The sequence below is a fragment of the Subtercola endophyticus genome, assembly GCF_021044565.1.
Lineage (GTDB): Bacteria > Actinomycetota > Actinomycetes > Actinomycetales > Microbacteriaceae > Subtercola > Subtercola endophyticus.
The window spans coordinates 3711098-3737176 of record NZ_CP087997.1 but is presented as its reverse complement, the minus strand read 5'-3'; the positions used below and the strand labels follow the sequence as shown (position 1 = coordinate 3737176).

The following is a 26079-nucleotide window of genomic DNA, read 5'->3' as shown; positions in this document are numbered from 1 at the left end:
CCCTGATAGCGGAGCCGCTCCACCCCCTTGCTTTGCGCTATGCGGTGTCTACTGAGCTGTGGCTTTCGCTAGCCCAGCGGCGAAGGCATCGTCGGCGCTCTGCTTATTCGTTATCCCGTCAGTCAGTGCAGTGGAGAATGCTGACTGCATGACCGTCGAGCTGGGGCCCTGAAACACGGTCGGTGCTGCCTGGGCGACGGACGCGAAGAGTGTCGATGTCACCTGGCCCCCGTAGAACGGGTCAGGCGTCTGCATCTGCGACATCGTGTACGAGCTCGGGGTGGAGGGAAAGAGCCCGTCAGCGCTGTACCCCGCGGCCTGGTTGGTGGGGTTGGTCATCCATTCTGCGATCTGGGTTGCCAGCGTCGGGTTCTTCGACGCCTTGAACACTGAGATGTTCGACCCCTGCTGGGCAGACGGGCCGCCCGGAGCGTTCGCAACCCGCCATTGCCCCGAACCGTCGCCGCCTGCGGGCGGAATGAGAGCTGCCTCATACGCAGGGCCGACGAAGCCGGCCATCGTGCCTTGCGCTATGCCGGCGCTCCAGTCGGTCGAGTACGGTTCTGCGTTCAGGCACAAACCGTTCTCGCCCGCCGCGATGGCCTTCGTGAAGGCATCTTTGTTGATCGGATCGGCCGGCGCCGGCTGCTTGTCGACGTAGTAGTAGTACCCCTGTGCGAACACCGCGGGGGTATAGATGGATGCACCGGCCGAATCGCACGCGAACGATCCTGTTGCATCGGTGAGCTTCTTCGCGGTGGCTTCGTAACCATCCCAGGTAGAAACCAGCGCACTCACCTGCGCCGGGTCTGTGGGCAGGCCTGCTGCAGCGAATTTGTCAGCACGATAGAAGAAACCTTCCGGCCCGATGTCGATGGGGATGCCGATTTGACGCCCGGTCGAGTCTTGCGCTGCCGTCACCTTCCAACCCAGGTACTGGTCAGCGACGTCTTTGAATCCGTAGTCATCGACATTGGCGAACTTGTCAGATGCCGAAGCGAGAACGAAAATGTTCGCCACCGCGATGTCGGGGATGCCCGAGTTGGTTCGCAGTGCGGACTGGAGTTTCGTATCGACGTCGGGCGTCTTGACGAGCTTGATATTCGCCTGCGGGAACTGCGCTTGAACGCCGTTGATCGAGGCGGTGGGCAGCGAGCCCGGTCGATACCAAATCTCGATGTCATTGCTCGACGACGAGCCACCGCTGGATCCGCTGCACGCGGCGAGCGTGACGAGTAACGCACCGCTGACCGCGAGCGCGCCGAATCGTCTGAGATGTGAATGCATTTTCTATACCCTTCTAGGTTTCAGCACTGCTGCGTGCCGAGGTTTGTTTGGTGAGAACGCCTTAGCCTTTGACCGCGCCCCCGGCGACGTTCTCGAGAATCGTCCGCCTCAGAAAGAGGAAGAGCGCGATAAGCGGAATTGTGGCGACGAGAGTGCCTGCCATGACGACGGAGTAGTCGACCGACCCGTAGTTTCCATTCAATTGCTGGATTGCGATGGGAAGCGTGAATTGCGACGGGTCTCCCAGAACAAGCAGAGGCCAGAGGTAGTCGTTCCACGTCCACATCACTTGGAAGATCCCCAGGCCGACAAGGGCAGGCCTCATCGACGGGAGGCCGATGCTCCAGAAGGTGCGAAAGAATCCGGCCCCGTCGATGCCCGCGGCGTCGATGACTTCATCGGGAATCGCCGCCGATGCCGACTGGCGCATCCAGAAGACTCCGAACGCCGTGACGGCTGTGGGGATGATCAGCGGCCAGAAGGTGTTCAGCCACCCTAACTGCGAATAGATCTCGTAGTTCGGCACGAGGGATACTCCAGTGGGAAGTACGAGCGTGATGAGCAGAGCCGCGAACAGCCGGTTACGCCCGGGGAATTTGCGCTTCGCGAACACATAGCCCGCCAGGGCAGCGAGAAAGAGCTGCGTACCAGATACGACAATGGTGAGCCAGACGGAGTTGAAGAAGGAATGCCAGAAGTCGGAGCCTTCGAGCACCTTTGCGAAGTTGGCGAAGAACTGATCGCCCGGGATCAGACGTGGCGGGAACGAGAACATATCGCTGGTCGAACTCGTCGCCATGACCACGAGCCAGTAGAACGGAAACGCGAAGACGATCACCCCGAAGATCAAGATGACGTGCGTGCTCACCCGCCCGACCCCGGGCCGGGAGTGCCGTCGAATCTTCTGAACAGATTGCGGCTTCTTTTCCTGCGGCGCGGGCGGCTGAACGTCGACGGGCGGGGTTGTCGTTAGTGCACTCATGAGCAATTCCCTTAGTCGTTGGAGCTTCGGAGGAGTCGGGCGTTAATCGCGGCGATTCCGATGAGAATGAGAAAGATCGCCCAGCCGATGACGGTTGCATAGCCGAGATCGGTGTGCACCGGAGCCGTTGCCGCTGTGACGCCCGGACCGCCCAGATACTGATACTGCAGAAGCATCATGGTGAGCCCTGCTTGGCCCGGACCTCCGGTTCCGCTGAAGAGCAACTGCGGCTCAGTGAAGATCTGCAGCCCGGAGATGGTGCCTGTCAAAGCGACGAAGATCAGCGTCGGCCGCAGAAGCGGAACGGTCACTGACGAGAACATTCGCAGCGGACCGGCTCCGTCCATGCGTGCGGCTTCGAACAATGATGTATCGATAGCAGTGAGCCCGGCCATGAAGACAACCAAGAAGTAGCCGAATCCCCGCCAGATGATCATGAGCGCTATGACGATTCGAATACCCCACGGGTTGGTGAGCCAATCGAGTTGGGCGAGCCCGAAAAACTTGGCGACCGCGTTCACGAGTCCGAACCGAGTGCTGAAGAGCGCCTGGAATACGACCGCCACAACAACCAGCGAGGTGACCTGCGGCAGGAAGAACGCCGACTGATAGAACGCTCGCCCCCGAAGCCGCGGCTGTGAAAGCACCACCGCTGCGATCAGCGCACCGATCACGACCGGAATCATGCCGAGCGCAAAGATCAGGAAGGTGTTGCCGGCCGCGTACCAGAAGTCACCGGTGGTGAAAAGCCGCTCCCATTGAGCCAACCCGACGTATTGGGGTTGCCCCAACCCATCCCATTTCTGGGTGCTGAGCCAGACAGCAAAACCCAGTGGGATAATGGAAAAGGCCAGGAACACCACAAAAAATGGCGCGATCGAAACATACTCACGCCAGTAGCGGATCACCGACCGCTTGCCTCGCACACCCACTGCGCCAGATACTCCGACTGAACCCACTAGCGTTGGTGGTCGCTTACTCGCTATTGACACGCGTCGCCTCCTTGCGCCATGAACTTTCTGACGTCAGGCTAGCAAGCCGCACACCCGCCCGCAAGCAATTCATCTAATCTTTTTCGCCGCCGTCCTGCAATTGCACCCCAGAAGAGCAGGATGCCGCCGAATTATTGTGGTCATTCATATGATCTTATGACCACGGCAAATACATTGGATCAATTTGTCTGACGGAGCGGATTGGATCCTCTGCAAGCCTAAACTGGTCAGATGTTGAGCCAAACAGACATCGTCGTCGCCGGCGTCAAAGACATGATCACCAGCGGTCGGCTCTCGGCCGGTGCCCGTCTGCCGATCGAGAAAGACCTCGCTTCGGAGCTCGGCGTCTCGCGAGGTTCTCTGCGAGAGGGAGTGCGCGCGCTGGCGATCATGGGTGTGCTCGAGACGCGGCAAGGTGACGGCACCTATGTCACCTCACTCGATCCCGGCATGCTTCTCGCGCCGATGAGCTTTGCGGTCGAATTGCAGTCGCCAGAAGCCGGCGCGAATCTGCAGACCGTGCGTCGGGTTCTGGAGTCGGAAGCGGCGTTTCAGGCAGCCACGCGTATAAGCGAAGCCGACTTGGCGGCAGCGGGCCATCTTCTCAGCGGCATGGAAGAGACGATCACCGATCCCATGGCCGAGATCGACTACGAACACATGATGGACGCCGACATCGCCTTCCATCGCCTCATCGCGCGAGCGAGTGGAAATTCAGTGCTGGAATCCCTCATCGAAGCGCTGGCGAGCCGCACGATTCGCGACCGGCTCTGGCGAGCGATTTCTGAGGATGGGGCAGTGCAGGCCACGCGGGCGGAGCACAGGGCCATTCTCGCCGCGCTTCAGAAACACGATGCCGAGGGAGCCAGAATCCGTATGGCTTCTCACCTCTACGCCGTCGAAGATTTTCTTCAAGACAAAGCCGCCGGTTCACCGAGCACCTGACACGGGCGCACATCACTCGCGCATCTCGTTCGATCACTCTCCGAGTCACCCTCAGCGGACCGGGAGCGCCCAGCGCTCACTCATTTCTTCTTCATTCATCTGACTATTGAGGGTATAGTCATGAATCACAGCCGAAAGTGCGCGTCAATCGAAGTAATTGATCTAATGTATTGATGCGGCTGAGTGATTCTTGGAGTGGGCTATGCGACAGCGAACGACGCGGGGTGACCTGAGGCTGACCGAACAGGGACTCGGCACTGCGCAGCTGGGCAATCTGTTCGGTGCCATCAGTGACGAACAGTCGCATGCCGTTGTCGCCGCCGCCTGGAACGCCGGCATTCGCTATTTCGATTCGGCCCCGCACTACGGCCTCGGGCTCTCGGAACGCCGTCTCGGCGAGGCGCTCGCGAGTTTTCCGCGCGACGAGTACGTGGTATCGACCAAGGTCGGCCGCCTGCTGGTGCCGAGTCGCGATGACGGGCGGCGGACCGACGATGAAGGCTTCGACGTTGCCGCGACGATGGTTCGCGAATGGGATTTCAGCCGAGACGGTGTTCTGCGCTCGATCGAGCAGAGCCTCAGCAGGCTCGGTCTGGATCGCATCGACATCGCTTACCTGCACGATCCCGATGACCATTGGCCCGAAGCATCGACGACCGGGGTCGGAGCGTTGCTCGAACTGCGCGATCAAGGCGTGGTGCGAGCAATCGGAGTCGGCATGAATCAGAGCGCGATGCCCGCGGAGTTCATTCGCCAGAGCGATATCGACCTCGTCATGGTGGCGGGCTGCAACACGCTGTTGAATCAGAGCGCGTGGTTCGACCTCTTTCCCGTCGCCGAGAGTCGGGGTGTCGGAATCGTTTCGGCCGGCGTCTACAATTCGGGAATCCTTGCCCGCTCGCATGCGGAGCCAGGGGATCACTTCAACTATGCCCCTGCACCGGCGGAGATCACTCAGCGCGCCAACACCATCGCAGCCGTCTGCGCAGAATTCGATCTCTCCCTTGCTGAGGCCGCCGTCGCCTTCGCGCGATTGCACCCCGTGGTCGTCTCGACGGTTCTCGGAGCTCGATCGGCAGAACAAGTTCGCGAGAACGCCGCGCGCGGATCGGTCACGGCACCCCAGGAACTCTGGGATGCGCTCGCCGAGCGCGACCTCATCTCCCTACCACTTTCTACTTCAGGAGCAGCATGACCACCATCATCGCCGTGACGGCTCACGACGTCAGGTTTCCGACCTCGCTCAGCGCGGACGGTTCTGACGCCATGAACAAAGACGGTGACTACTCCGCGGCGTATGTGGTGATCCACACCGATGATCCGACGATCTCGGGGTACGGTTTCACGTTCACCATCGGTCGGGGCAACGATCTGTGCGTAGAGGCGGCCCGTCAGCGAGGAATCCCCCTGGTCGGGCGCACGGTCGAGGAGCTTGTCGGCGACCTCGGTGCGACCTATCGCACGATGCAAGGCGACTCGCAGCTTCGCTGGCTCGGGCCCGAGAAGGGGGTCGTTCATCTGGCGACCGCAGCCGTGATGAACGCGGTGTGGGATCTCGCGGCACGCGTCGCCGGCAAGCCGCTCTGGCGCCTGCTCGCCGAGATGTCGCCCGAGCAACTCGTCGACGCCACCGACCTCAGCTATCTCTCCGACGCCTTGACGCGCGAAGAAGCGGTGGCGATTCTCACCGAGAAGCAATCGGGTCGAGCCAGTCGCATCGCCGTTCTAGAAGCCAACGGCGGCTACCCGTGTTACACGACGAGTGCCGGCTGGCTCGGCTACAGCGACGAGAAGCTCAGAAGGCTGCTTCAGGAAGCCGTCGATGAGGGGTATCGCCATTTCAAGGTCAAGGTCGGTGCGAATAAGGCTGACGACGTTCGGCGATTGCGCATCGCTCGCGACGTCATCGGGTGGGATGCCGATCTCATGATCGACGCGAATCAGGTGTGGGATGTTCCAGAAGCCATCGAATGGATGAAGTCGCTTGCAGAGTTCAAGCCATTGTGGATCGAGGAGCCCACCAGCCCCGACGATATTCTCGGGCACGCTGCGATCCGGCGTGCGGTCGCTCCGATCGGCGTCGCCACGGGCGAGCACGGCATGAACCGCGTGCTGTTCAAGCAGATGTTCCAAGCTGAGGCGATCGACTTCTGCCAGCTCGACTCGGCTCGGCTTGCCAGCATCAATGAGATCGTCGGGGTCTACCTCATGGCCTGGAAGTTCGGCGTGCCCGTCTGTCCGCACGCCGGCGGCGTCGGTCTCTGCGAACTCGTGCAGCACCTCTCGATCTTCGACTACGTATGCGTTTCGGGCACGCTCGAGAATCGGGTCACGGAATTCGTCGATCATCTGCACGAACACTTCGTCGAACCCTGTATCGTCGCGAACGGTTCGTACGTCATCCCTACCGCTCCCGGCTACAGTGCCGAGATGTGGGCCGAGTCGGTAGAAGAATATTCCTACCCGAACGGCGAGTATTGGATGCGGGCCGCCCACCCCCTAGCAGCAGAGATAGCCGTGTGACATGGTCGTCATCGATTCCCACCAACACATTTGGGATCCCGGGCGTGCCCGGTATGACTGGCTCGGCTCCGACCTGGCGTCGATTGATCGGCCGTTCGGATTCGGTGAACTCGGTGCGGCTCGCAAGCGCGCGGGCATCGAAGCGACCGTTCTCGTTCAATCGGCCGACAACGACGAAGACACGGCGCTCATGCGGGAGGCCGCGACCCAGCACCCGGGAATCGTCGGAATAGTCGCTTTCGCGCCGCTCGACGACCCCCGTCGCACCCGTGAGCTCGCAGAGGAATTCGCCGCCGATCCGACCATCGTCGGCGTGCGGAATTTGATTCACGACAACCCCGATCCCGCCTGGCTGCTCGACGATCGGGTGACTGCGAGCCTCGACGTTCTCGCCGACCACGGCCTGACCTTCGATCTGCCCGCCGTGCTGCCCCAGCACGTGATGCTCGTAGCTGAACTGGTTCGTCGCTCGCCCGCATTGCAGGTGGTGATCGATCATCTCGCGAAACCACCGATCGGGCGCGACGATCGAGAGCCGTGGTGGACTTTGATCGAGAAGGCGGCCGCGAGCCCTCAGGTGTTCGCAAAAGTCTCTGGTCTCTATTCCTCTGCGGGAGCGCCTCAGGAGTGGACCTCCGAGTCGATCAGACCCTATTTCTGGCGCGCGGTCGAGGTGTTCGGGCCCGAGCGATTGATGTTCGGAAGCGACTGGCCGATCTCGCTGACTGCGGGCGGTTACGACCGGGTCTGGCAGGCTCTGTCGGGCCTGTTCAGCGAGCTGAGCCCGACCGAGCGCGAACAACTCACCGGCGGAACCGCCGCGCGGTTCTACTCGATCGACCCGAAACGTCTCGCCAGCGCGGTGAGCAGTTCCCGCGCCGAATCCTCTCTTCCGACCCTCTAGAAAACACACAGGATCTTACGGCCATGGCACACCGCTATCGCATTGCTCTTAGTTCGCCCGCAGAGTTGTTCGTCGACTCGTTTCTTCTGGGAAATGGTTCGACCGGCGCGGCGGTTTACGGCACACCGCGACAAGAGCGGTTCGACCTCAATGCAGACACCTTGTGGTCTGGGGGGCCCACGAACCCCTCGAATTCCGGCAACGGCGCTGCACGACTCGCCTCCACTCGTGCGGCGATCGCCCGATGCGACTATCGAGCCGCCGATGCGGCTGCCGTCGACCTGCAAAGCGACGGCTGGACGCAGTCGTATCAGCCGGTGGGAGGGCTGCTCTGGGACTACGCGTCTGACGGCGTAGCTCCGGGTGCGGACTATCAGCGTGTTCTGAACGTGGCCGACGCCATCTCGACCACGCAGTATTCGACCGCCGTCGGGCTGGTTTCGCTCGAATCGTTCGTCTCGGCACCCGACGGCGTGCTTGTGGCGACGGTGAGCGGAGCATCCGCTTCGTGGAGCCCACCGAGCTTCGACAGCCCACACCTGCACACAGAGATCACGCACCGAATGGATGGCGGCGCACACCTCATGACCGTCACGGGCCGCGCGCCGGCCTCGGTTCTGCCGAACTACATCGACGAGCCCGACGCCGTTCGTTACGCCACCGACCCACCGGATGCCGATGGGCTCGTCGACGCGGGCATGGGATTCGCTGTCTGCGTCATCGTCGAGAGGGTGAACGACGGCGAAACTCGGCTTATTGCCGCGGTCGAGACCGGGTATCGCGGTTACGACGAACGGCCGAGCGCCGCACTCGACGATCTTGCGGCACGGGCATTCGAACGGGTCGCCCGCGCCCGCGAGCGGTCGATCGACGAACTCCGCGAGCGCCACAGCTCGGAGTACCGACAGTTGTTCGACCGGGTCGATCTTGATCTGTCGACCTCGAAGACGGCGGCCGCCGCCCAGGCAGAGCTGTTCTTTCACTTCGGACGCTACCTCTTGATATCGAGTTCGCGCCCCGGAACTGTTGCCGCCAACCTGCAGGGCATCTGGAATGTGGATGTTCGGCCGGGCTGGAGCTCGAACTTCACGACCAACATCAATACCCAGATGAACTACTGGGGTGCTGAACTAACGGGGCTCTCCGACCTTCACGAGCCCCTGCTCGAACTGATTCACGACCTGGCGGTTCGCGGCACGGACTCGGCCATGGAGTATTACGGTCTGAACGGAGCAACCACGCACCACAACACCGACATCTGGCGCTGGAGTGCGCCCGTAGCCGGTCGTCCGCAGTGGTCGAACTGGCCGTCGGCCCTGCTCTGGCTGTGCGCGCACACGTGGGACAACCTGGCCTTCGAGACGAAGGCGCCGGCCGCCGATGCCCGAACGCTCGAGACGTTCGAAGCGATCATCCGCTTCGCCCTCGGCATGCTGGTGAGCACCGACGACCGCGGAATGGTCTTCAGCCCATCGACGTCGCCCGAGCATCCGTTCACCGTCGGCGGCGTGACCGCGAGTGTCACCGCAGGCAGCGCAATGGACCAAGAGCTCGTCTACGAACTCTTCACCCACTACCTGGCGCTGGCCTCGGCCACTCCCGAAGCCGACCCGGCCCTGGTCGAGCGAGTGCGCCTCACCCTGCCCGGTGTCGCTCCCGCGCGCATCGGCTCCGACGGCACTCTGCTCGAGTGGGGCGACGGTGGCCTGGTGCCCTCGGAACCCGGCCACCGTCACCTCTCACACCTCTATGGCCTCTTTCCGGGCACCCGGATCACCGAAATAGAGACCCCCGACGATTTTGAGGCCGCTCGCCGCTCGTTGCGGGCGCGTCTCGAGCACGGAAGCGGATACACGGGCTGGAGTCAGGCCTGGATACTCTGCCTCGCCGCCCGACTGCGTGACGCCGACCTGGCGGAACGGTCGATCGATACCTTGCTCACGAAGCTGAGTTCCGCGTCGCTGCTCGATCTGCACCCGCACCCCGATTGGCCCGGTGGTCAGATCTTTCAGATCGACGGGAATCTCGGTGCGATCGCCGGAATCGCCGAACTCATTGTGCAGAGTCATGACGGAACGATCAGTGTGCTGAAGGCGATTCCGAAGTCGTGGCCGACCGGCAGCATCCACGGCATCCGTGCCCGCGGAGGAAACGAGGTCGACGTGCAGTGGGCTGATCACGAGCTGGTCTCCGTCGTCGTACGCACGCGGCATGATGGGCCGCTGATTCTCGATCTACCGGCGACGATCGAGCCGATCGTGGTGTCTGACGCACTCGAGGGCGCCGTCGCCGCGACGCCACTGCTGGCTCCGCCGGGGCGGCGGCGCGTGTCGTGGCTGGCGTCAGCCGGCGACTCCTATCGACTTGAGCCGCAGGTCTGAGAAGCGATGTCTCGTGCACAAGGGTCGCCCCGAGAAGCCGAACTGATCGACCCCGACCACCCGATGATGTCGGTGGTTCGACTGCTGAAGCCGAACCGGGCTCGGGTTCTGCTGTCGATGCTGGTCTTCGTCGTGAAAGATTCGCCGGTCTGGATCATGCCCGTCGTCACCGCGAGCGTGATCGACATCGTCGTCGCGGGCGGCCCGACCCGGTCGCTGGTGGCCTGGACGATCGTCGGGGTCGTCGCGGTGATTCAGAACTACCCCGGTCATGTCGGCTACACCCGCCTGTTCATGGGCGCCGTTCGCGGGGTCGGGTCACACTTGAGAAACGAATTGACGGGGCGTCTGCAGCTGCTGTCGATCGGGTTTCACAGTCGGGCGAATTCGGCGATCATCCATACCAAAGTGGTGCGTGACGTCGAGAACATCGAGCTCATGCTGCAGCAGGCCCACCAACCGATCTTTTCGGCCACGACGGTGCTCATCGGCGCTCTCGTGATGACAGCGATCAACGTGCCGGCATTCTTGCCGATCTACGCGCTGACCATCCCTCTCGCCCTGATGCTGCGGCGAACACTCCAACGCCGAAGCGCCGGCACCAACGAAGATTTTCGAAAAGAAGTCGAACACCTCTCTGTGCGAGTCAGCGAAATGGCGACGCTGATGCCGATCACCCGCGCGCACGGGCTGGAGGGCGTCGCGCGAGACCGAGTCGCCACGAGCGCCGAGAGCGTTCAGCGGGCCGGGTTCAAACTCGACGTGCTCAATAGCAAGTTCTCCGCGCTCTCGTGGATCGCATTCCAGACACTGGGTTTTGGCTGTCTTGTTCTCGCTGCGTGGCTCGCGATCAGCAAGACCGTGCCCATCACTGCGGGCCAAGTCGTCTTGCTGAGCTCATATTTCGCTCTGCTGACAGGGTCATTGACGAACATCTTGATGGTGCTGCCGGTCATCGCGCGAGGAACCGAATCCGCACGATCGATAGCCGAGGTGATGCAAGACCCCGACCTCGAGAAAAACGACGGAAAAGCTCAGGTGGAATCGTTCGACGGAAACGTTTCGCTGCGCGGCGTCACCTTTCACTACGGCGACGAGGGCACCGCAGCACTTCGCGACATCGATCTGGAAATCCGGGCCGGCGAGACCATCGCCCTCGTAGGGTCGTCGGGGTCGGGCAAGTCGACCATGCTCAACCTGGTTCTCGGATTCATAAGACCGACACGTGGCCACGTCTACCTCGACGGAGCCGACATGGAGACTCTCGATCTGCGAACAGTGCGCCGGTTCGTCTCTGTCGTGCCCCAAGAATCGGTGCTGTTCGAGGGAACGGTGTTAGACAACGTGACCTATGGTCTGCCGGATGTATCGCCCCAACGGGTTCGCGATGCGTTGGTGAATGCGAATGCCGCCGAATTCGTCGACGCGCTGCCCAAAGGGGCAGACACGATCGTCGGCGAGCGGGGAGCGCTGCTCTCCGGGGGTCAGCGGCAACGACTCTCGATCGCCCGGGCACTCATCCGAGACCCGCGCCTGCTGCTTCTCGACGAAGCGACGTCGGCGCTCGACTCCGAATCAGAGGTGAAAATTCAAGACGCGCTGCAGCGACTGATGAGAGACAGAACGACCCTCGTTGTCGCGCATCGCCTGTCGACCATTCGCTCGGCCGACCGAATCGTCGTGATGGAGAACGGCCGCATCGCAGAAATCGGTTCGCACACCGAACTGCTGAGCCGCGATGGCCGCTACCGCCGGCTGCATCACGTGCAGTCTGCCTGACCGACGAGACGCCGCGCTGTTTCGAACTCGCCGAACCCCGCCTATGCTGTGCGCGGTCGTAACGAGTACATGCCGCCGTCGACGGCCAGAATGACGCCGTTGGTGCTTGCGGAGGTCGGCGACGCGAGGTACGCCACGGCCTCCGCGACCTCGCTCGGCTGAACCAGGCGACCCGTCGGCTGCCGGCTCTCGAGGGCGGCCCGTTCGGCTTCGGGGTTCGCCGCCGAATCGAGCAGGCGGCCCACCCAGGGCGTGTCGGCGGTGCCCGGCGCCACGGCGTTCACCCGAATGCCGAGCGGCAGGCAGTCGGTAGCCACGGCGAGGGTCATGGCCGAGATCGCGCCTTTCGACGCCGAATAGAGGGCCCGTTGAGGCAGGCCGGCCCACGCCGCGATCGAGGAGGTGAAGACGATGGCGCCGTGCTTCGACTGGCGAAGATGCGGCATGGCGGCACGCACGGTTCGAGCTGATCCGATCACGTTGATGTTGAGCACGCGCATCCACTCGTCGTCGTCGTTGGCTTCGATGTCGCCCTGGGCGCCGATGCCCGCGTTCGCAATAACGATGTCGAGCTGGCCCGCCGCAGCGACGACCTCGGCGATAGCCGCCTCGACGCTGGCCCTTTCTCCGATGTTGCACGTCACACCCGTGAGCGGCGCCTCGACGGCGTCGGCGTTCAGGTCGAGACAGAACACTCGGGCCCCGCGGCGGTGCAGTTCTTCGGCGATGGCTTTGCCGAGACCGGATGCCCCGCCCGTGACCGCAGCGATCAACCCGTGATAACTGCCGCCGCCCGATGCGGATTCGGTTGAGAATTGCGTGCTTTCGCTCATGATGCCTTCCCCTGCACGATGGGCTGGCCCTGCGCGATGGGCTGGCCCTGCGCGATGGGCTGGCGCTGCGTGCCGAGCTTCTCGATCGTGCACTCGAACACGTCGCCCGCCGCCAAGTAGTCGAACCGGCCGGAGAGCGCGACACCCTCGGGCGTGCCGGTGTTGATGAGATCACCCGGCTCGAGCACCATGAACTGACTGAGCTGGTAGACGATCTCGGCCACCCCGACGATGAGGTCGCTGGTCGACGAATCCTGCCGCGGCTCGCCGTTGACGGTCGAGCTGATGCGCAGGCCGGAACCGTCGCCGATCTCGCTGACGGGCACGAGCCATGGGCCGAGCGGGTTGAACGACTCTGCGCTTTTGCCCTTGCTCCACTGACCACCCGAGATCTCGATCTGGTACTCCCGCTCAGAGACATCGTTCGAGACGGCGAAGCCGGCAATGACGTCGAGCGCTTCGGCGGGACTGCTGAGGTACCGTGCACGACGGCCGATGACGACGGCGAGTTCGACCTCCCAGTCGGTCTTCGTCGAGCCCGGCGGAATCAGCACGGTGTCGAACGGGCCGACCACGGTATTCGGGTGTTTGAAGAAGATAACGAGGTCTTTCGGCGGCAGGGAGCCCGACTCCGCCGCATGGGCGGCGTAGTTCATTCCGATGCAGATCACGGCGGAGGGCCGGGCGATCGGCGCGCCCACGCGAAGCACGCTGCCGTCAGCCGGATCGCCGAGCCGTTCGAGCGAGCCGGCAGCGAGTGCTCGGGCCACCTCGTCGATGCCGCCGCGGGCGAGGAACGCCCCGTCGATATCGGCGGTGAGCGAACTGAGAACGAAGGGAACGCCGTTGTCATCGACGACGACGGGGATTTCGTGGCCGACAGGACCGAGTCGCAGAAGTTTCATACCTGACTTTCTGGTGAGCTGTGCTCTGAGGTTCTGAAAGACATCCTATGTTTAGGCTGCACGAGATACCAATCGGTCGAGATCGCTCAGCCGAGTGAGCGCCGGATCCACCCCTCGATGCCGGCAATGTGCGCGGTGGTCAATGCGCGAGCGAGTTCGGTGTCTCGCGCGTGGATCGCACGCACGATGCCTTCATGTTCCGACAGAGTGCGGCTGGCAGCGTTCTCTTCGGTGATTCCGCGCCAGAGGCGGGCTCGAACGGTCTTGCTGCTCAGCGCCTCGAGCAGGGTGGAGAGGTACGTGTTGCCGCTGGCCTCCGCGATGCGTCGATGAAAATCGAGATCGTGCGCCACGAGGTCGTTGACCTTGTCGAACCCAGCGGCCTCCGAAACCGACGCCCGCAGGTGCTCGATGTTCTCGACGGTCATGCGCTGCGCGGCGAGCGCCGCCGCCGAGGTCTCGAGAATTCGGCGAACCTCGAAAAGCTCGAGCACCGACTGGTCTTGATGCAGGTCGACGACGAATTGCACTGCCTCGAGCAACAGCCCGGGCTCGAGACTGGTGACATAGGTGCCGTCGCCGCGCCGCACGTCGAGTACCCGAATGAGTTCGAGGGCCTTCACAGCTTCGCGCAACGAGTTGCGCGAGAGCCCCAGCCGCTCGCTCAGTTCTTTCTCCGGCGGCAGCCGATCGCCGGGCCGCAGCTCGCCCTGCACGACCATCTCACGAATGCGGGCGATCGCTTCGTCTGTCACTGCCATGAGCGCATCTTATTCCGCGCTGTCTCGGCCCAGCCGCCGAAACCGCGCGATGGAGTCAACAGACGGGCTTACATCCGATCTCTGCGCACCCGGAACAGTCGCATGAGTGCGCCTAGCTCGGTCTCGAGTACCGGCTGAGAATTTCGGCGAGTTGCGGGGACTCGTCGGAGTCGGCTCCGCCGAGAGCACGGTCTTCGACCGATTGGATGTGCGCGTCGACGATCGCCTCGGCCGCGGCCGAATCGCCTCGGCCGAGGGCTTCGACCAGCAGAATGTGTTCGTCGAGGCTGTCTTGCTGTGGGTGAGCCTGGCCGTAGACGGCGAGGATGAGGGTCGTTCGCCCGACGACTTCGAAGAGGTACCGGCGCAGCAGAGCATTGCCGGCCATGTCGGCGAGCAGAATGTGAAACTCCGCGCCGAGCCTGATCGACACCTTGTGATTGTGCTCGTCTGATGCAGCCTTCTCTGCAGCGAGATGGGCTGCGAGAGTCTCGCCCATCTCCGCGTTCCAGCGATTCGCGACCAACCGGCACACCTCGCGTTCGAGCGCACGCCGCACCTCGAAGGCCTCGAGCGCGTCAGCCTTCGTCGGTTGCGCGACGGTCGCCGATTTGGTCTTGCCGATGTCGACGAGGCCTTCGAGGGATAGCTGGGCGAGCGCCGCGCGAATGAGTGTTCGGCTGACGCCGAAGTGCGTTCCCAGGTCTTCTTCGGGCAGTTTCATACCCGGCTTCAGTGCGTTCTCCATGATGGCCTCGCGCAGCGCGGAGTAAGCAGAGGCACTTCGGCGCGATCGCAGCGTCGAATCGGATGCACGGCTGGCGTCGTGGTCTGCGGAGAAGGCTGAGGGCACCCGACCAGTCTACCGACGCAGCGACTTTCGTCGACGAATTCTGTTCGTAACGTATGCGAAACATGGTGTTTACGTATACCGAAACCGTCGATAGTGCATACTGAAACCATGCACTCTGCGCTTCAATCCACTTCTCCCACCGTTACCGTCTCGCTGAATCAGCAGCAACGAGCATTGCTGACGCGCTCGGTCGCCGTAGGCGAAGCCCCCTCCATCGACCTGCTGGTGCGACGCGCCGTCGCAGAGACCTCCTCGGGCGAGTTCAGCACGCTGACCGTGCCCTCGGTGTCGGGTCGCCCATTCGAGTGGCGAAGCCGGCTTTCTGCGACCGAGCGATCGACCCGATTGCTGCTCGACGAGTTCGTGTTGCGACCGGGAACGGGCAAGGCGATCGAGGTCGCCGCCGGCGAGGTGCTGCGCATCGAGCAGATCGCCGGGGCGCAGTGCGTAGATTTCAACTGCTTCAATCTGCACGACTATCGCGAGTTCTTCCACACCGGCCGCACACGCACTCTGCACGGCATCAATCCAGGTGCCGGCGATTTCCTGTGGTCGTCTCCCCCGCGCGAACGCGCAATGATGTACCTGCTCACCGACACGGCGCACTGCAACGATGTCGTGTTTCCTCGCTGCAGCGCGAACCTCTATGAGACGGTGTACGGCTACGCAGCCCACACAAACTGCGCAGACATCCAGGCCGAAGCGCAGCGAGAATACGGCCTCACGCCCGACGACGTGCACGACTCCTTCAACTTCTTCATGAGCACTGAAGTCGTCGACGGCCTGCCCCGCATCGGCCGCCAGGCATCGGTCGCCGGCGACTACGTCGAGCTCCTCGCCGTCATGGATGTGCTGGCCGTACCGAATGTCTGCGGTGCCGACGTGATGAAGACGAGCAACTTCGCGATCAAACCCCTGAAGATCCAGCGATTTCAGGCCTCGAGCGCCGATCTGGATGCCGTACCCGAACTCCTGGCCTATGACACCCAGCGCACTCCGGCACAATTCAGGCAGCCGAACATCCGTCTCGACCGCGAACTGGCCCGCGACGAGTCATACGTGCCGGCATTCACGAACGACCCCATCGTCTACGACGAGCTGCAAGTCATTCTCGACGAAGAAACGCACCGCAGACTCGACACGCTCTGGCGCCGCGACCTCTACCTCACTGCGGGCGATGCGCTTCGCGACGTCGTCTTCGCATGGTGGGCCACGGCACACTCGGCATGACCATGGACATCGACTTCGACAAGATCGGCGAGTACGAACGATACAAGCTGATGGCCAGCCTCATCGTGCCGCGTCCGATCGCCTTCGTCACCACCGTCGACGCCGACCTGGTCGTCAACGCCGCCCCGTTCAGCATGTTCTGCATGCTCGGCGAAGAACCCCCGTTGCTGCTCATCAGTCTCAACAGAACCGCAGGAGGCGGTCAGAAAGACACCGCGCAGAACATCGACCTCACAAACGAGTTCGTCGTGCACATGGTCGACGAGGCCCTCGCCCACACCGCGGACCGGTGCAGCGAGACCATGCCGCACGGAACGAGCGAACTCGATGCCGTCGGCCTCGGCACCATCGCCTCACGTGTCGTCTCCGCTCCCACCATCCAGTCGGCTCCGGTCGCATTCGAGTGTGTGCTGCACGAGAAAATCGAAACGACCAGCCGCGAAATCTTCATCGGCCGAATCGTTTCGCTGCACACGAGAGACGACCTGATCGATACCGACCTCTGGCGAGTGAACCTGTCACAGTACTTTCCGGTCGCGCGCTTCGGCGCCAGCTTCTATACGACGACCCGCGACAGATTTCTGATCGATCACGACGGCTCGCGAAGCGCCTCGGCGACGACGATTATCGACCGCCTCTGACACATCCGCATCAGCACGCGACACCGCGGCGCGAACCGCTCGACTCCTTGCCCACCACCGTCGCCACTACTACCACCACCGAGACCACCCCCACCCAAAGGAGCCCCACCATGCGCACCACCCGCACACCCCTCCTGCGCGCATCGGCCGCAGCTGCGGTGCTACTCGCGTCATCCGTCGCTCTCAGCGCCTGCGCAACAAGCGCCACGCCCGCAGGATCCGCTTCCGCCACCTCTGACGCTGCCATCGGCGCCGTCGATCTCTCCGGCGTCTGCCCGGCGAACATCGTCATTCAGACCGACTGGAACCCCGAAGCCGAGCAGGGCGACCTCTATCAGCTGATCGGCCCCGGCGCCGTCATCGACTCGAACAAGAAGGCTGTCTCCGGCCCGCTCTACGCCAGCGGTGCATACACCGGCGTGAATGTCGAGGTGCGCTCCGGCGGGCCCGCGATCGGGTTCCAATCTGTGACGAGCCAGCAATACGCGGATCCGACCATCACCCTCGGCTACGCGAACACCGACGAGGCCGTTCAGCTCTCTGCCGACCAACCGACCACCGCAGTGTTCGCTCCGTTCGAGGTCGGGCCGCAGATCATCATGTGGGATCCGGCCACCTACCCCAACGTCAAGACCATCGCCGACCTCGGCAAGACCGACGCCGTCGTGCGCTACTTCGGCGGCGCCACCTATATGGACTACCTGACCGGCAGCGGAATCCTCAAAGCAGCCAACGTCGACGGCAGCTACGACGGCACGCCCGCCAACTTCGTGGCCGCGGGCGGTAAGGATGCCCAGCAGGGCTTCGCGACCGTCGAGCCCTACGTGTACCAGCACGAGGTCGATGCGTGGGACAAACCGGTCGCCTTCCAACTCATCAATGACGCCGGATACCCGATCTACGCATCGGCTCTCTCGATTCGCACCGGAGACCTCGACAAAATGTCACCGTGCCTCACGAAGCTCGTTCCCGTGCTCCAGCAGGCAACCGTCGACTACTACAAAGACCCCGCCGCCACGAACGACCTCATCGTGAAAGCGGTCAGCGAGTTCAACAACGGATGGGTCTACAGCGCCGGTGTCGCCGCCTACTCGGCCAAGGCCCAGGTCGACCTCGGCCTGGTCGGCGACGGTGCAGACAAGACCGTCGGCAACTTCGACCTCGACCGCGTGCAGAAGATCATCGACATCACGACGCCACTCTTCGCGGCACAAGGCAAAGCGGTTGCTCCGGGGCTTACACCCGATGCGATCGTGACGAACAAGTTCATCGACCCCTCGATCGGCTTCTGAGGCCGAGCCCTCAGCGCGAGAGCGACAACCCCCGCACTTCCCTGTATTCACGGGGATGTGCGGGGGTTGTCGTGCGCCGGTGAGATTTGAAGCCTAGAACTAAGCCGACCTAGCACATCACACTGAGTGGTACGCTATTCAGTACATTACTTTTGGAGACACCATGACCGCATTGACCGCGACGGAAGCACGTAAGACCTTGTTCGGGCTCATTCAGCAAGTCAACGACGATCACACGGCCGTCGAAGTTGTATCCAAGCATGGCAACGCTGTGCTCATGTCGAAAGACGACTACGACGCCATGACCGAGACCGCTTACCTGCTGCGCAACCCAGCAAATGCGGAACGCTTGCTCGAATCAATCGAGCGCGCCAGGCGAGGCGAGTTCGAAAAGCACGACCTCCTTGACGCGTGAGCCGCGAGTTAGCCTTTGACGCACACGGGTGGGAAGACTACGTCTACTGGCAGACCCAGGATCGAAAGACGCTGAAGCGGATCAATCAACTCATCGCGGACACGCTCCGCGATCCGTTCGCGGGCATCGGCAAACCCGAACCTCTGAAACACATCCTCAGCGGTGCCTGGTCCCGGCGCATCGACGACGCAAACCGGCTCGTCTACTACGTCACAGACAACCACATCGTCATCCTCCAGGCCCGCGATCACTACTAGGCATTGCTCGCACGACCGTCGCGGATTCTCCGCAATGGAGACGTAATATAGATTATCAGCGCAAATGAGCCTCAAGACTTTAAGCTGCATGTGGTCGGAGTGAATGCCTGAGAGGCTGTACATCGCCAGAACAACTGCGTGCGTGCAAAACGCAGCCGTTGCCCAGTCGCCTCGCTCAAAAACGTTGCAGACCGCCTATGAAGTAATGCCGTTTGATCTCATCGCTTCGAGTACCTCGTCCAGCGATGTAGAGACATCCGCATTCACGGTGTCAATGTCGATCAATGCGATCGACGCGCCCGAGGACGTGACGGTCTCTTGATACTGGTCAAAGAAGCGCCGGTTAGCGTCCTCACCTAGTCGGTCTTTGCGGGATTGACCTAATCTGCCAGACGAGCGCTGCCAGCATGTAGCGAAATCTGCCCGGCACACGACCGTGACCGAGTCGCGGTAAAAGCTCCAGAGTTCTTCGAGGAGCCCTTCATACGCCTTGGAAGGGACCTCCAAGTATCTAAACCAGGCGATCATGCTGATCGGCCCTCGGTCGCACACGACAACATCATGCGTCAGCAGCGATCGTGAAATAATGTTCAGTCGCTCCACCTCCACCGCAATTCGGAGAAGCATCTCAGCGCGCGGATCCGGCCGGAGATCGTCTCGCTCCAACACCTTCGCGATCTCCACGAGCTCCGACTCTTTCTTCCGACCCACGACCCGAACCGACCCGGTCGCTTCGGACGAGACGAGGGCATTTATCAAGGTCGACTTGCCGGAACCGTCGTACCCCTCGAACACGACGAACTTCCGACTAGGACTCTCGAACAACTCATCCACCGTCATAGTGACAACCCTTCTGTGTACTCATCGCTGACATCCGCCAGTTGATCTTCAATGTCACTGAGAACCGCCACCGGATCAATAGTGAGCCGGAAGTAGGAACCCAGGGCAACGTCGTATTTGCCATCGGCATGGCTATTGATATCCCAGTTCCGAACACCGAGGTTGGCGATGATGTTCAAACAACTATAATGAGTAACAATCACTATAGTTGTGTCGTGATCGGCAAGGACGCGCGCGAGTCCGCGAGCAATGCGTCTTACCTGAGCTTCGATGCTCTCCTCGCCGTGTCTCGGGTTCAAGAACCTGCCCCGAAATGTCATGTCGAGGTACTCAGGGTAGTTGAGCTGGATGAACGACTCGCTTACCGCCTCAAAATCTCCGGAGTGAAATGCCCGAAATTCTGGAACTACCTCTGGCGCCGTTCCAGGAAAGATGAAGGCGGCAGTCTCGAGACATCGCCGAAGAGGCGAGGAAATAATCCGGTCTCGGCTCAAGAATTGCAAGTCGGCCTTACTTCGCGTTAAGGCCATCTGAGACTCAAACCCCTCGGCGAGGGGAGCATCATAAAGCCTGCCCCAGATGCCGACCTGTGCCCGCGTACTGGCTGCGTGACGCACGAGAATGAGTTCCGTGGTCTGGGATGTCAGGCGTGCAATCGTCATCGTCGAGGTCGCGTCAGTCAGAATCAAATTATGCGCGACTGATGGTCACGTCGGGGTACATTCTGGCTCCGTCTAGATCGGACAGCATTATCTCCACAGATTGCGCTGGGGATCGATTCTTGACGATGGTTTGCAGCGCGAAAAGAGTGGCAAGGCCAGCAGGCAGGTAGGGGGAAGCGAGTCCGCTGGCTGCGGCAGCGCTGGTTGTTGGTACGGAGACCGCGAGAAAGCCCTGAAGCACATTCGGAACTTTTTTGAATACCCGACTGACATCGATGGCGTTCGATATGAATTGCGGCTTCAGCGCAAAAGCTCCGACCTCTTTTCCGACGAGCTTCTTGATCTCCATCGTGTAGCGATGGAGGGTTTCTACGAGCTCGTTCTGAAGCGTTTGGTTCTTCGGAGCTGACCGCCAATACGCCAAAGACTCGAGGTAGCGTTCGCAAGCTGCTGTCTTCCGGATTGCGAGCAATGTGTCGCCGCTGACGTTTCGGAGATGCTGGACATGAGGCAGCTGAATTGAAACATCGAAGACATGCGGGGATTCGGGGTCCTCCTGGTCAATGTCCTCCTGGATAGTTGAAACATCGTCCAGCCAGAGGTCCATCGCGGCGACGTAGTAGCTCCACCTCGGGCTACCCGGCGCGGTCAGGATCGTGTCGGCCAAGCTTCGGTTGTAAAGTTCGCAAGCGCAAGTCAGGTAGACCCTGAGATCCTGCGCCGCTTGGTATCCGACCCGTTCACGCACCAACGTGAGTAACGCATCCACACTCGAAATTCGTCCGCAGTCCGGTCCCAGCAAGCGTTCGCCAGCGACTTGTATCAGCTGACTGAGGAGAATACCGTCGCCTTGCAGCAATCCGGACGATCGCTCTGCTGCACTGTCGAGCTCCTCGCTAATCCATTCTCGGCTCCGCGACCAGAACCCTCTGAAATCGGCGGGGTCGGCCTGAAATTCCAGAGCCGGTGGTTCGTCGTAAGCGAGAAACCGTTGAAGCGAACTTCCAAAGGTCTTCGAGTTAGTCCCTGAGGACCAGTGAAGTGGCTGAAACGAAGTCCGGTCTAACCGGTCGGCGATATCTTCGGCGGCATCGTCAAACCCTCGCCGATCCGTCCGTTCCATCTCGGAAAGCAGGGATGTCAAAGAGCTGCCTTCTCGCCTGAAGTAGGGCTGAATGAATCCGCCACGAAGCCCGACCTCGATCCACGAGTCTCGGCTACGGTATTCGGTGAGGTGAGCTCCTACCCATGACTTTTGCAGAAAGTAGTGATCGGGTATGGCGAGTGCGGGTTGCAGCAGCAAGTTGTAATAGAGGCTGCGGTCGAAAGTGTTGCGCGAAACAGCGAAATTGTAGAAGCCGTGTGCCGCAGAGAAGAGCACCGCGTCAGAGCGTTGCATTATTACCTCCGGCTTCGAAGTTCTCCGCCCGAGGAGATCCGATTGCCTCGTGGCACACCAACGATCATGATGGCTTTTTTCACCCCACGTCGTCAAGAAATCTATTTGACGTGCCGACGCAATTCGACACAGACGAAGGTGATAAGACGAGCGTGATCAGGATTCGGAGCTCCCGCGCAGCCCTGTCCTCGCCGCGCTAGATCCGGCTCCAACCCCGAAGACGAGTTCGGCCGGAGCAGGTGCCCATGCGTCGATACAGTGATCCGCTGAATTTGCATTCGAACAAGGCCGCAATCGACGCCGCCACGAATCTTCGATTTGGCCCCCGAGTTGACCGGCTGATCCCGACCAGCTTCATACGAGGATATGTCAACGCCGCCGCGGAAACCGCGATGGGGTTGCATAAGAACGAAGCAATAGCCAAAGGATCACCGTTCGACGGGCACAACAACGACCGGCTGCACATCTACCTCGAGTTTCACAGCCTCGAGCACTACGGACGGCGATACTATGCTTCAAATGTCGGTATGAAAACCGGGACGGTTCACCCAGCCGGACGTCTCAGGCAGCGGAGCAAACCAAACCCGCGAGAGCGGCCGGCACCGCCGCGTGAGCAGCGCCGCCTCCCACTCATCGTCGCCGACAAAGGTAGGGCATTCAGGAGCACTTGACGTATGGTCCGTCATCACCGCAATCAGACCACACAGTTGAAGGCCCGATACCGGGGATTATGTCAAGAGCCTGATTTCATGATTCACAATAAATACGAAACGGCAGGCACTACTAAAGGCCCGACAGCACGCGACGTCTGAGGGGTGTCGGTGGCCAGGAGCATGATCGTAGAATGGAACGTCTATATACGAAACAGGGCCGACCGCTCAAGCGGGACGGCGACCGGTTGTTTTCACGTTCGGGCATCTACCTTGGCCGCATTCGCGGCGGTCGGGTGTTCGATCCAGCTGGCCGTTACGCCGGCACGATCATTCGAGATCGAGTTGTCTACCGATCGACGAATTCGGCTCGAATTGGCAGCCCATCCAGTTCGTCCAGACGTGCAGGAATGGCGGCGTCTCGTCGGGTGGCGTCAGCGATTTACGGAGATGAGCCGCCATTCCCGGACTAGACATGTCTCGGAATGAGCTGGCTCGATGACGTCTGGGTAACGCTACGGTCTAAATATGATTCAACTTCGCCCGGGAATCCGGGCCACGTCACTGCTCGAGGCGATTGCCGAAGCTCTGCGAGAAGCAAATAACGTGCTCGGGGGCGGCGGCAGGGTGATCAGCGAGTATCAAGAGTGGGCAACTCGACACGCGCGCGTGCTAGCAAGCTATATCACTCCGTCGTCAGTGGACTCGCTAATTACCACCCAAAGGTACTGGTCCCTTCTTTCTGTGAACACTTCTGCAGTTGGTGGCCAAGTTTTGGTCGGGATCGTCACCCTGGAGGTTCAGGAACGGATAGCTGATTTCGAGGCTGCCGCCGACTCGATAAGGCGAAGATCACAATCGTGGGCCATCAACCAGTTCGGAATGGCGGGCGCCGCCCAACAGGCGATAGTGCTCGACACGAATACGCTTCTCCGGCATTCGGGGGACCTTGCTAGCGTCCCCTGGCATGGTGCAGTAGATGCGTTCCCGCACGAAGGAGTCGCACTAGCTATTCCGATAATCGTGGTGGAAGAGCTAGATCGACTCAAGAACAGCAACAACGCAATGTATGTGAATGGCGACAAGCTGCAAGCGCGTGCGCTTGCTCGCACAGCACTGAAGATGCTCGACCGCGAATTCACGGGCCAGTCGACCTTCACCACCCTGGAGACGATCGGCTCAGGCGTGGAGTCAGTCAACCTTTATGCGACTCTGTTGATCGACGAGTCAGACCATATCCGGCTCCACAGCGCGGACCTCGAAATCATCGATCGCGCGTTAGAACTTCAGGCTTACGCTAAGAACGTCGCCCTGGCGACCTACGATCAGGCGATGTTGTTCCGAGCTCGGAAGTCGGGCCTTACTGCTTTCAGCCCTATCCACGATGATCTTTAACAACGCTTGCACCACTTCAAGTCAACGGCACAACGAGGATCAACGCCCTGGGCGATTAGAGCATGGTTTCGGTCGCCGCCCGGAGCTGGGTCGCAGCGGGCAACCCGAGCCGGCTCATCATGACGAGCGCGATTAGATTGCGTGTTTGTGCAAAAAGCCGGTTGGCCTCGGGGGTAATTTTTTCTCCAGCGTTGTGTGCCACACCGTTTCTAGCTGCGGTCAGCTTCCGAGCCCAGTCTGGGATGTCGGGTATCAGGGTTGCAACAGCCTGGGCATCGGGTACCGCGGCGAGGTAGTGCATTCGTTCCTTGAAAGTTGCTCCAGGTTGCGTGCGTTGCAACACCCACTCGCGGAGGGGTCCCTTTTCGAACGACTTCTTGATGATGCTGCGTGCTTCAGTGACGAAGCTGTCGGAAGCGTCGGCGCCTTTCTCGCCGAAGGACGAACGATGCAGCGCCTCGGCGGAGACCGCCATCGAAAACAAGCGCATCTCGGTGTATGTGGCAGGCGCGTATTCAGAACCGAAGTACACGTTGCAGGCGGCGGGGCTTTCACGTCGGATCTTCAGCCATCGTGGCATCAGTTCTGCGAAAGGCATGTCGTCAAGTGTGAAGCGGAATTCGTGGGTCGGGTGTGCCGGCTCGTCTGGAGACGCGTCGTAGATGCGTCGGCCGAACACCTCGACCGGGATGGGAAGTTTGTGGATAGTAGTGTCCGACCCTCGTGGTTCTGTCCACTCATCGGCTTCCATGTGCGTCAAAGTGAGCGAGATGAGTCCGCTCGGTTTACCCGTCGCTAGGGTTAGTAGGTCTGAAAGCTCGTGAACGCGGTGGTTGATCTCCATCATTGACGTGCCGTCGGGCGGCTGTACGACGACTCGTGCAGTGACGTCGCCTGACACAGTGGTGGTCTGCCGTGTGCGCATGTACCGAAAACCTCGCTCCGACATCGATAACGTGTATTTCCACCCGTCGACCTCGACGGATTCCTCTTCGCTTGGCCGAATGGTGGCTGTTGAACCATTCTCCTTCGATCGATCCACGGTGTAAGAGAGTGACTTGAGTGCGCTCCACGCGGTGAGGTTTTCAAGTCTGATGTAGGCGTCACGAAAGGCGGGCTCGTCTCGAGCCTCGAGCCAGGCGCCGATCAGTACCTGGTCACTTAGGAACCGTTGAAACGTTGGGGTATCGCCGAGTCCGCCTCGGGTCAAAGTGGGAATACAGTTGACGAGCGTGATTCGCTTCCCGTCGGCGTCGCCGAGAAGCACAGGAGTATCACGGCGCTTGTTAGGCCAGGTAGTTATGCCAGGCACGGGTTCCTCGAATTCGCGCAGTACGAAGCCACCGACCAGTTCGAGTTCGCCGCCACCGTCGTCGTGCACCGTGAGGACGCCGGGTACCTTGTCGTTGCTGCCGGGCTCCCACCACAGACCGTATAAGCGCTGCACAGTTGCGCTCCAATCATTTTCTCATTTGTAGTGAGTTTGGCAGGTGTGATGCACAAGAAGGAATCGCCGGCGGACTGACGTCAGCGACTCTCACCCGAAGCAGGATGTCCGAAAAGAATTCGAAGATCACCCATGAGGGCCCATTGCCCGGTGAGGTCTGTGCCCCGTCAGTGTCGGACGCAGAATCTATGCTTGGCGAAACGATTGGATGAAGCGATGGGCTTGGTGTCTGGTGGCCTCACAACGATTCCGTTGCGCGATGCCTTAGAACGGTTTCAACGACAGCCTGGCTCACCGCGTAATTCTTACGACTGGTGGCGTAGCGCAGCTCAGCGGCGGGGTCAAGCAGACTTCGGCGATACCCGGCAGCTCGTCGGAGGCCAATCTACGAGTGTGCCGATCCTGAAAATCGGCAACCGGTGGCTCGTCGACGCGGACGCATTCGAAGCAGCGTTGGGCAAACATGCCGCAGCCCAAGCTGAGCTTGATTGGATCAGCGCCGAGTACGAGCAGCATCGTCTGCACGTTGAGTCTGGCGGCAGCCTTTACACATCGTGGGGTTCTTACCACGTAATCGATCCGTTCCACCTCCGGAGTCAAAAGCACGCACCGCCGTGGAGAAATAGTGGGGGTTCGTGGATTTGCAACGGGTGCTGGAAAGCTGCGGGCAGTGAGCACGATAAGGAAGAGTGTCACACCTGCAGGG

The 26079-nt window shown here is 61.2% G+C and carries 23 protein-coding genes; 12 read left to right on the top strand and 11 right to left on the bottom strand.

Features of this window, described 5'->3' with window-relative positions; all coding sequences use genetic code 11:
- Positions 1-48 precede the first annotated feature (48 nt).
- From LQ955_RS17305 to LQ955_RS17295, 3 genes are all read right to left on the bottom strand, one after another.
- The gene (locus LQ955_RS17305; RefSeq protein WP_231025722.1) at positions 49-1287 is read right to left on the bottom strand and encodes an ABC transporter substrate-binding protein; all 1239 of its coding nucleotides are present in this window, start codon (positions 1285-1287) and stop codon (positions 49-51) included.
- 61 nt (positions 1288-1348) lie between these two features.
- A complete protein-coding gene (locus LQ955_RS17300) occupies positions 1349-2269 on the bottom strand; it encodes a carbohydrate ABC transporter permease (RefSeq protein WP_231025721.1) in 921 nt (306 codons plus the stop codon).
- Positions 2270-2280: 11 nt separating this feature from the next.
- Positions 2281-3060 (bottom strand): carbohydrate ABC transporter permease, encoded by a 780-nt coding sequence (locus LQ955_RS17295; protein WP_231025720.1) that lies wholly within the window; start codon positions 3058-3060, stop codon positions 2281-2283.
- A gap of 432 nt (positions 3061-3492) precedes the next feature.
- On the opposite strand from LQ955_RS17295, the gene LQ955_RS17290 reads away from it, so the two are divergent.
- The 6 genes from LQ955_RS17290 to LQ955_RS17265 all read left to right on the top strand — a co-directional run bounded on the left by LQ955_RS17290 (position 3493) and on the right by LQ955_RS17265 (position 11793).
- The gene (locus LQ955_RS17290; protein WP_231025719.1) at positions 3493-4206 is read left to right on the top strand and encodes a FadR/GntR family transcriptional regulator; all 714 of its coding nucleotides are present in this window, start codon (positions 3493-3495) and stop codon (positions 4204-4206) included.
- A 202-nt stretch (positions 4207-4408) separates the two neighbouring features.
- The gene (locus LQ955_RS17285; RefSeq protein WP_231025718.1) at positions 4409-5401 is read left to right on the top strand and encodes an aldo/keto reductase; all 993 of its coding nucleotides are present in this window, start codon (positions 4409-4411) and stop codon (positions 5399-5401) included.
- Positions 5398-6729: an L-fuconate dehydratase gene (locus LQ955_RS17280; RefSeq protein ID WP_231025717.1), complete on the top strand. Its 1332-nt coding sequence runs from the start codon at positions 5398-5400 to the stop codon at positions 6727-6729. Before LQ955_RS17285 ends, LQ955_RS17280 begins: the two co-directional genes overlap by 4 nt.
- A 1-nt stretch (position 6730) precedes the next feature.
- Positions 6731-7633 carry an amidohydrolase family protein gene (locus LQ955_RS17275; protein ID WP_231025716.1) on the top strand — a complete coding sequence of 301 codons (903 nt, stop codon included), beginning with the start codon at positions 6731-6733 and terminating at the stop codon, positions 7631-7633.
- A gap of 23 nt (positions 7634-7656) precedes the next feature.
- On the top strand, positions 7657-10014 hold the full coding sequence (locus LQ955_RS17270; protein ID WP_231025715.1) for a glycosyl hydrolase family 95 catalytic domain-containing protein: 2358 nt from the start codon (positions 7657-7659) through the stop codon (positions 10012-10014).
- 6 nt (positions 10015-10020) lie between these two features.
- The gene (locus tag LQ955_RS17265) at positions 10021-11793 is read left to right on the top strand and encodes an ABC transporter ATP-binding protein (RefSeq protein ID WP_231025714.1); all 1773 of its coding nucleotides are present in this window, start codon (positions 10021-10023) and stop codon (positions 11791-11793) included.
- 41 nt (positions 11794-11834) lie between these two features.
- On the opposite strand, the gene LQ955_RS17260 is transcribed toward LQ955_RS17265, so the two are convergent.
- The 4 genes from LQ955_RS17260 to LQ955_RS17245 all read right to left on the bottom strand — a co-directional run bounded on the left by LQ955_RS17260 (position 11835) and on the right by LQ955_RS17245 (position 15145).
- A complete protein-coding gene (locus LQ955_RS17260; RefSeq protein WP_231025713.1) occupies positions 11835-12626 on the bottom strand; it encodes an SDR family NAD(P)-dependent oxidoreductase in 792 nt (263 codons plus the stop codon).
- Positions 12623-13531: a fumarylacetoacetate hydrolase family protein gene (locus tag LQ955_RS17255; RefSeq protein ID WP_231025712.1), complete on the bottom strand. Its 909-nt coding sequence runs from the start codon at positions 13529-13531 to the stop codon at positions 12623-12625. The genes LQ955_RS17260 and LQ955_RS17255 overlap by 4 nt, the downstream gene beginning before the upstream one ends.
- A gap of 86 nt (positions 13532-13617) precedes the next feature.
- Positions 13618-14292 carry a FadR/GntR family transcriptional regulator gene (locus LQ955_RS17250; protein WP_231025711.1) on the bottom strand — a complete coding sequence of 225 codons (675 nt, stop codon included), beginning with the start codon at positions 14290-14292 and terminating at the stop codon, positions 13618-13620.
- Between the two features lie 112 nt (positions 14293-14404).
- Positions 14405-15145, bottom strand: a complete 741-nt coding sequence (locus LQ955_RS17245; RefSeq protein ID WP_231025710.1) for a GntR family transcriptional regulator — start codon at positions 15143-15145, stop codon at positions 14405-14407.
- 108 nt (positions 15146-15253) lie between these two features.
- On the opposite strand from LQ955_RS17245, the gene LQ955_RS17240 reads away from it, so the two are divergent.
- The 5 genes from LQ955_RS17240 (at position 15254) to LQ955_RS17220 (ending at position 18980) form a co-directional block, all read left to right on the top strand.
- Positions 15254-16375 (top strand): DUF1989 domain-containing protein, encoded by a 1122-nt coding sequence (locus tag LQ955_RS17240; protein ID WP_231025709.1) that lies wholly within the window; start codon positions 15254-15256, stop codon positions 16373-16375.
- A complete protein-coding gene (locus tag LQ955_RS17235; RefSeq protein WP_231025708.1) occupies positions 16372-17016 on the top strand; it encodes a flavin reductase family protein in 645 nt (214 codons plus the stop codon). Before LQ955_RS17240 ends, LQ955_RS17235 begins: the two co-directional genes overlap by 4 nt.
- Positions 17017-17126: 110 nt before the next feature.
- Positions 17127-18308, top strand: coding sequence for an ABC transporter substrate-binding protein (locus LQ955_RS17230; RefSeq protein WP_231025707.1), 1182 nt, complete (start codon positions 17127-17129; stop codon positions 18306-18308).
- A gap of 163 nt (positions 18309-18471) precedes the next feature.
- Positions 18472-18723, top strand: a complete 252-nt coding sequence (locus LQ955_RS17225) for a type II toxin-antitoxin system Phd/YefM family antitoxin (protein WP_231025706.1) — start codon at positions 18472-18474, stop codon at positions 18721-18723.
- Positions 18720-18980 (top strand): Txe/YoeB family addiction module toxin, encoded by a 261-nt coding sequence (locus LQ955_RS17220; protein ID WP_231025705.1) that lies wholly within the window; start codon positions 18720-18722, stop codon positions 18978-18980. Before LQ955_RS17225 ends, LQ955_RS17220 begins: the two co-directional genes overlap by 4 nt.
- Before the next feature lie 195 nt (positions 18981-19175).
- Here LQ955_RS17220 and LQ955_RS17215 read toward each other — a convergent pair whose 3' ends face one another.
- The 3 genes from LQ955_RS17215 to LQ955_RS17205 are packed head-to-tail and all read right to left on the bottom strand — an operon-like array spanning position 19176 to position 21881.
- Positions 19176-19820, bottom strand: a complete 645-nt coding sequence (locus LQ955_RS17215) for an AAA family ATPase (RefSeq protein ID WP_231025704.1) — start codon at positions 19818-19820, stop codon at positions 19176-19178.
- Positions 19817-20482 carry a histidine phosphatase family protein gene (locus LQ955_RS17210; protein ID WP_231025703.1) on the bottom strand — a complete coding sequence of 222 codons (666 nt, stop codon included), beginning with the start codon at positions 20480-20482 and terminating at the stop codon, positions 19817-19819. Before LQ955_RS17210 ends, LQ955_RS17215 begins: the two co-directional genes overlap by 4 nt.
- Before the next feature lie 28 nt (positions 20483-20510).
- Positions 20511-21881: a hypothetical protein gene (locus tag LQ955_RS17205; RefSeq protein WP_231025702.1), complete on the bottom strand. Its 1371-nt coding sequence runs from the start codon at positions 21879-21881 to the stop codon at positions 20511-20513.
- Between the two features lie 1178 nt (positions 21882-23059).
- Between LQ955_RS17205 and LQ955_RS17200 the strand changes: the two genes are divergently transcribed.
- The gene (locus tag LQ955_RS17200; RefSeq protein WP_231025701.1) at positions 23060-23926 is read left to right on the top strand and encodes a PIN domain-containing protein; all 867 of its coding nucleotides are present in this window, start codon (positions 23060-23062) and stop codon (positions 23924-23926) included.
- 55 nt (positions 23927-23981) lie between these two features.
- Here LQ955_RS17200 and LQ955_RS17195 read toward each other — a convergent pair whose 3' ends face one another.
- The gene (locus tag LQ955_RS17195; protein WP_231025700.1) at positions 23982-25373 is read right to left on the bottom strand and encodes an ApeA N-terminal domain 1-containing protein; all 1392 of its coding nucleotides are present in this window, start codon (positions 25371-25373) and stop codon (positions 23982-23984) included.
- Positions 25374-26079: the final 706 nt, after the last annotated feature.

Excerpts from the sequence above, each read along its gene's own strand:
- LQ955_RS17230 (WP_231025707.1), top strand. The coding sequence starts at position 17,127 with ATGCGCACCACCCGCACACCCCTCCTGCGCGCATCGGCCGCAGCTGCG.
- LQ955_RS17300 (WP_231025721.1), bottom strand. The coding sequence starts at position 2,269 with ATGAGTGCACTAACGACAACCCCGCCCGTCGACGTTCAGCCGCCCGCG.
- LQ955_RS17200 (WP_231025701.1), top strand. The coding sequence starts at position 23,060 with ATGATTCAACTTCGCCCGGGAATCCGGGCCACGTCACTGCTCGAGGCG.
- LQ955_RS17260 (WP_231025713.1), bottom strand. The coding sequence starts at position 12,626 with ATGAGCGAAAGCACGCAATTCTCAACCGAATCCGCATCGGGCGGCGGC.
- LQ955_RS17270 (WP_231025715.1), top strand. The coding sequence starts at position 7,657 with ATGGCACACCGCTATCGCATTGCTCTTAGTTCGCCCGCAGAGTTGTTC.
- LQ955_RS17210 (WP_231025703.1), bottom strand. The coding sequence starts at position 20,482 with ATGACGATTGCACGCCTGACATCCCAGACCACGGAACTCATTCTCGTG.
- LQ955_RS17265 (WP_231025714.1), top strand. The coding sequence starts at position 10,021 with ATGTCTCGTGCACAAGGGTCGCCCCGAGAAGCCGAACTGATCGACCCC.
- LQ955_RS17290 (WP_231025719.1), top strand. The coding sequence starts at position 3,493 with ATGTTGAGCCAAACAGACATCGTCGTCGCCGGCGTCAAAGACATGATC.
- LQ955_RS17305 (WP_231025722.1), bottom strand. The coding sequence starts at position 1,287 with ATGCATTCACATCTCAGACGATTCGGCGCGCTCGCGGTCAGCGGTGCG.
- LQ955_RS17215 (WP_231025704.1), bottom strand. The coding sequence starts at position 19,820 with ATGACGGTGGATGAGTTGTTCGAGAGTCCTAGTCGGAAGTTCGTCGTG.
- LQ955_RS17240 (WP_231025709.1), top strand. The coding sequence starts at position 15,254 with ATGCACTCTGCGCTTCAATCCACTTCTCCCACCGTTACCGTCTCGCTG.
- LQ955_RS17205 (WP_231025702.1), bottom strand. The coding sequence starts at position 21,881 with ATGCAACGCTCTGACGCGGTGCTCTTCTCTGCGGCACACGGCTTCTAC.
- LQ955_RS17285 (WP_231025718.1), top strand. The coding sequence starts at position 4,409 with ATGCGACAGCGAACGACGCGGGGTGACCTGAGGCTGACCGAACAGGGA.
- LQ955_RS17225 (WP_231025706.1), top strand. The coding sequence starts at position 18,472 with ATGACCGCATTGACCGCGACGGAAGCACGTAAGACCTTGTTCGGGCTC.
- LQ955_RS17255 (WP_231025712.1), bottom strand. The coding sequence starts at position 13,531 with ATGAAACTTCTGCGACTCGGTCCTGTCGGCCACGAAATCCCCGTCGTC.
- LQ955_RS17280 (WP_231025717.1), top strand. The coding sequence starts at position 5,398 with ATGACCACCATCATCGCCGTGACGGCTCACGACGTCAGGTTTCCGACC.
- LQ955_RS17275 (WP_231025716.1), top strand. The coding sequence starts at position 6,731 with ATGGTCGTCATCGATTCCCACCAACACATTTGGGATCCCGGGCGTGCC.
- LQ955_RS17235 (WP_231025708.1), top strand. The coding sequence starts at position 16,372 with ATGACCATGGACATCGACTTCGACAAGATCGGCGAGTACGAACGATAC.
- LQ955_RS17250 (WP_231025711.1), bottom strand. The coding sequence starts at position 14,292 with ATGGCAGTGACAGACGAAGCGATCGCCCGCATTCGTGAGATGGTCGTG.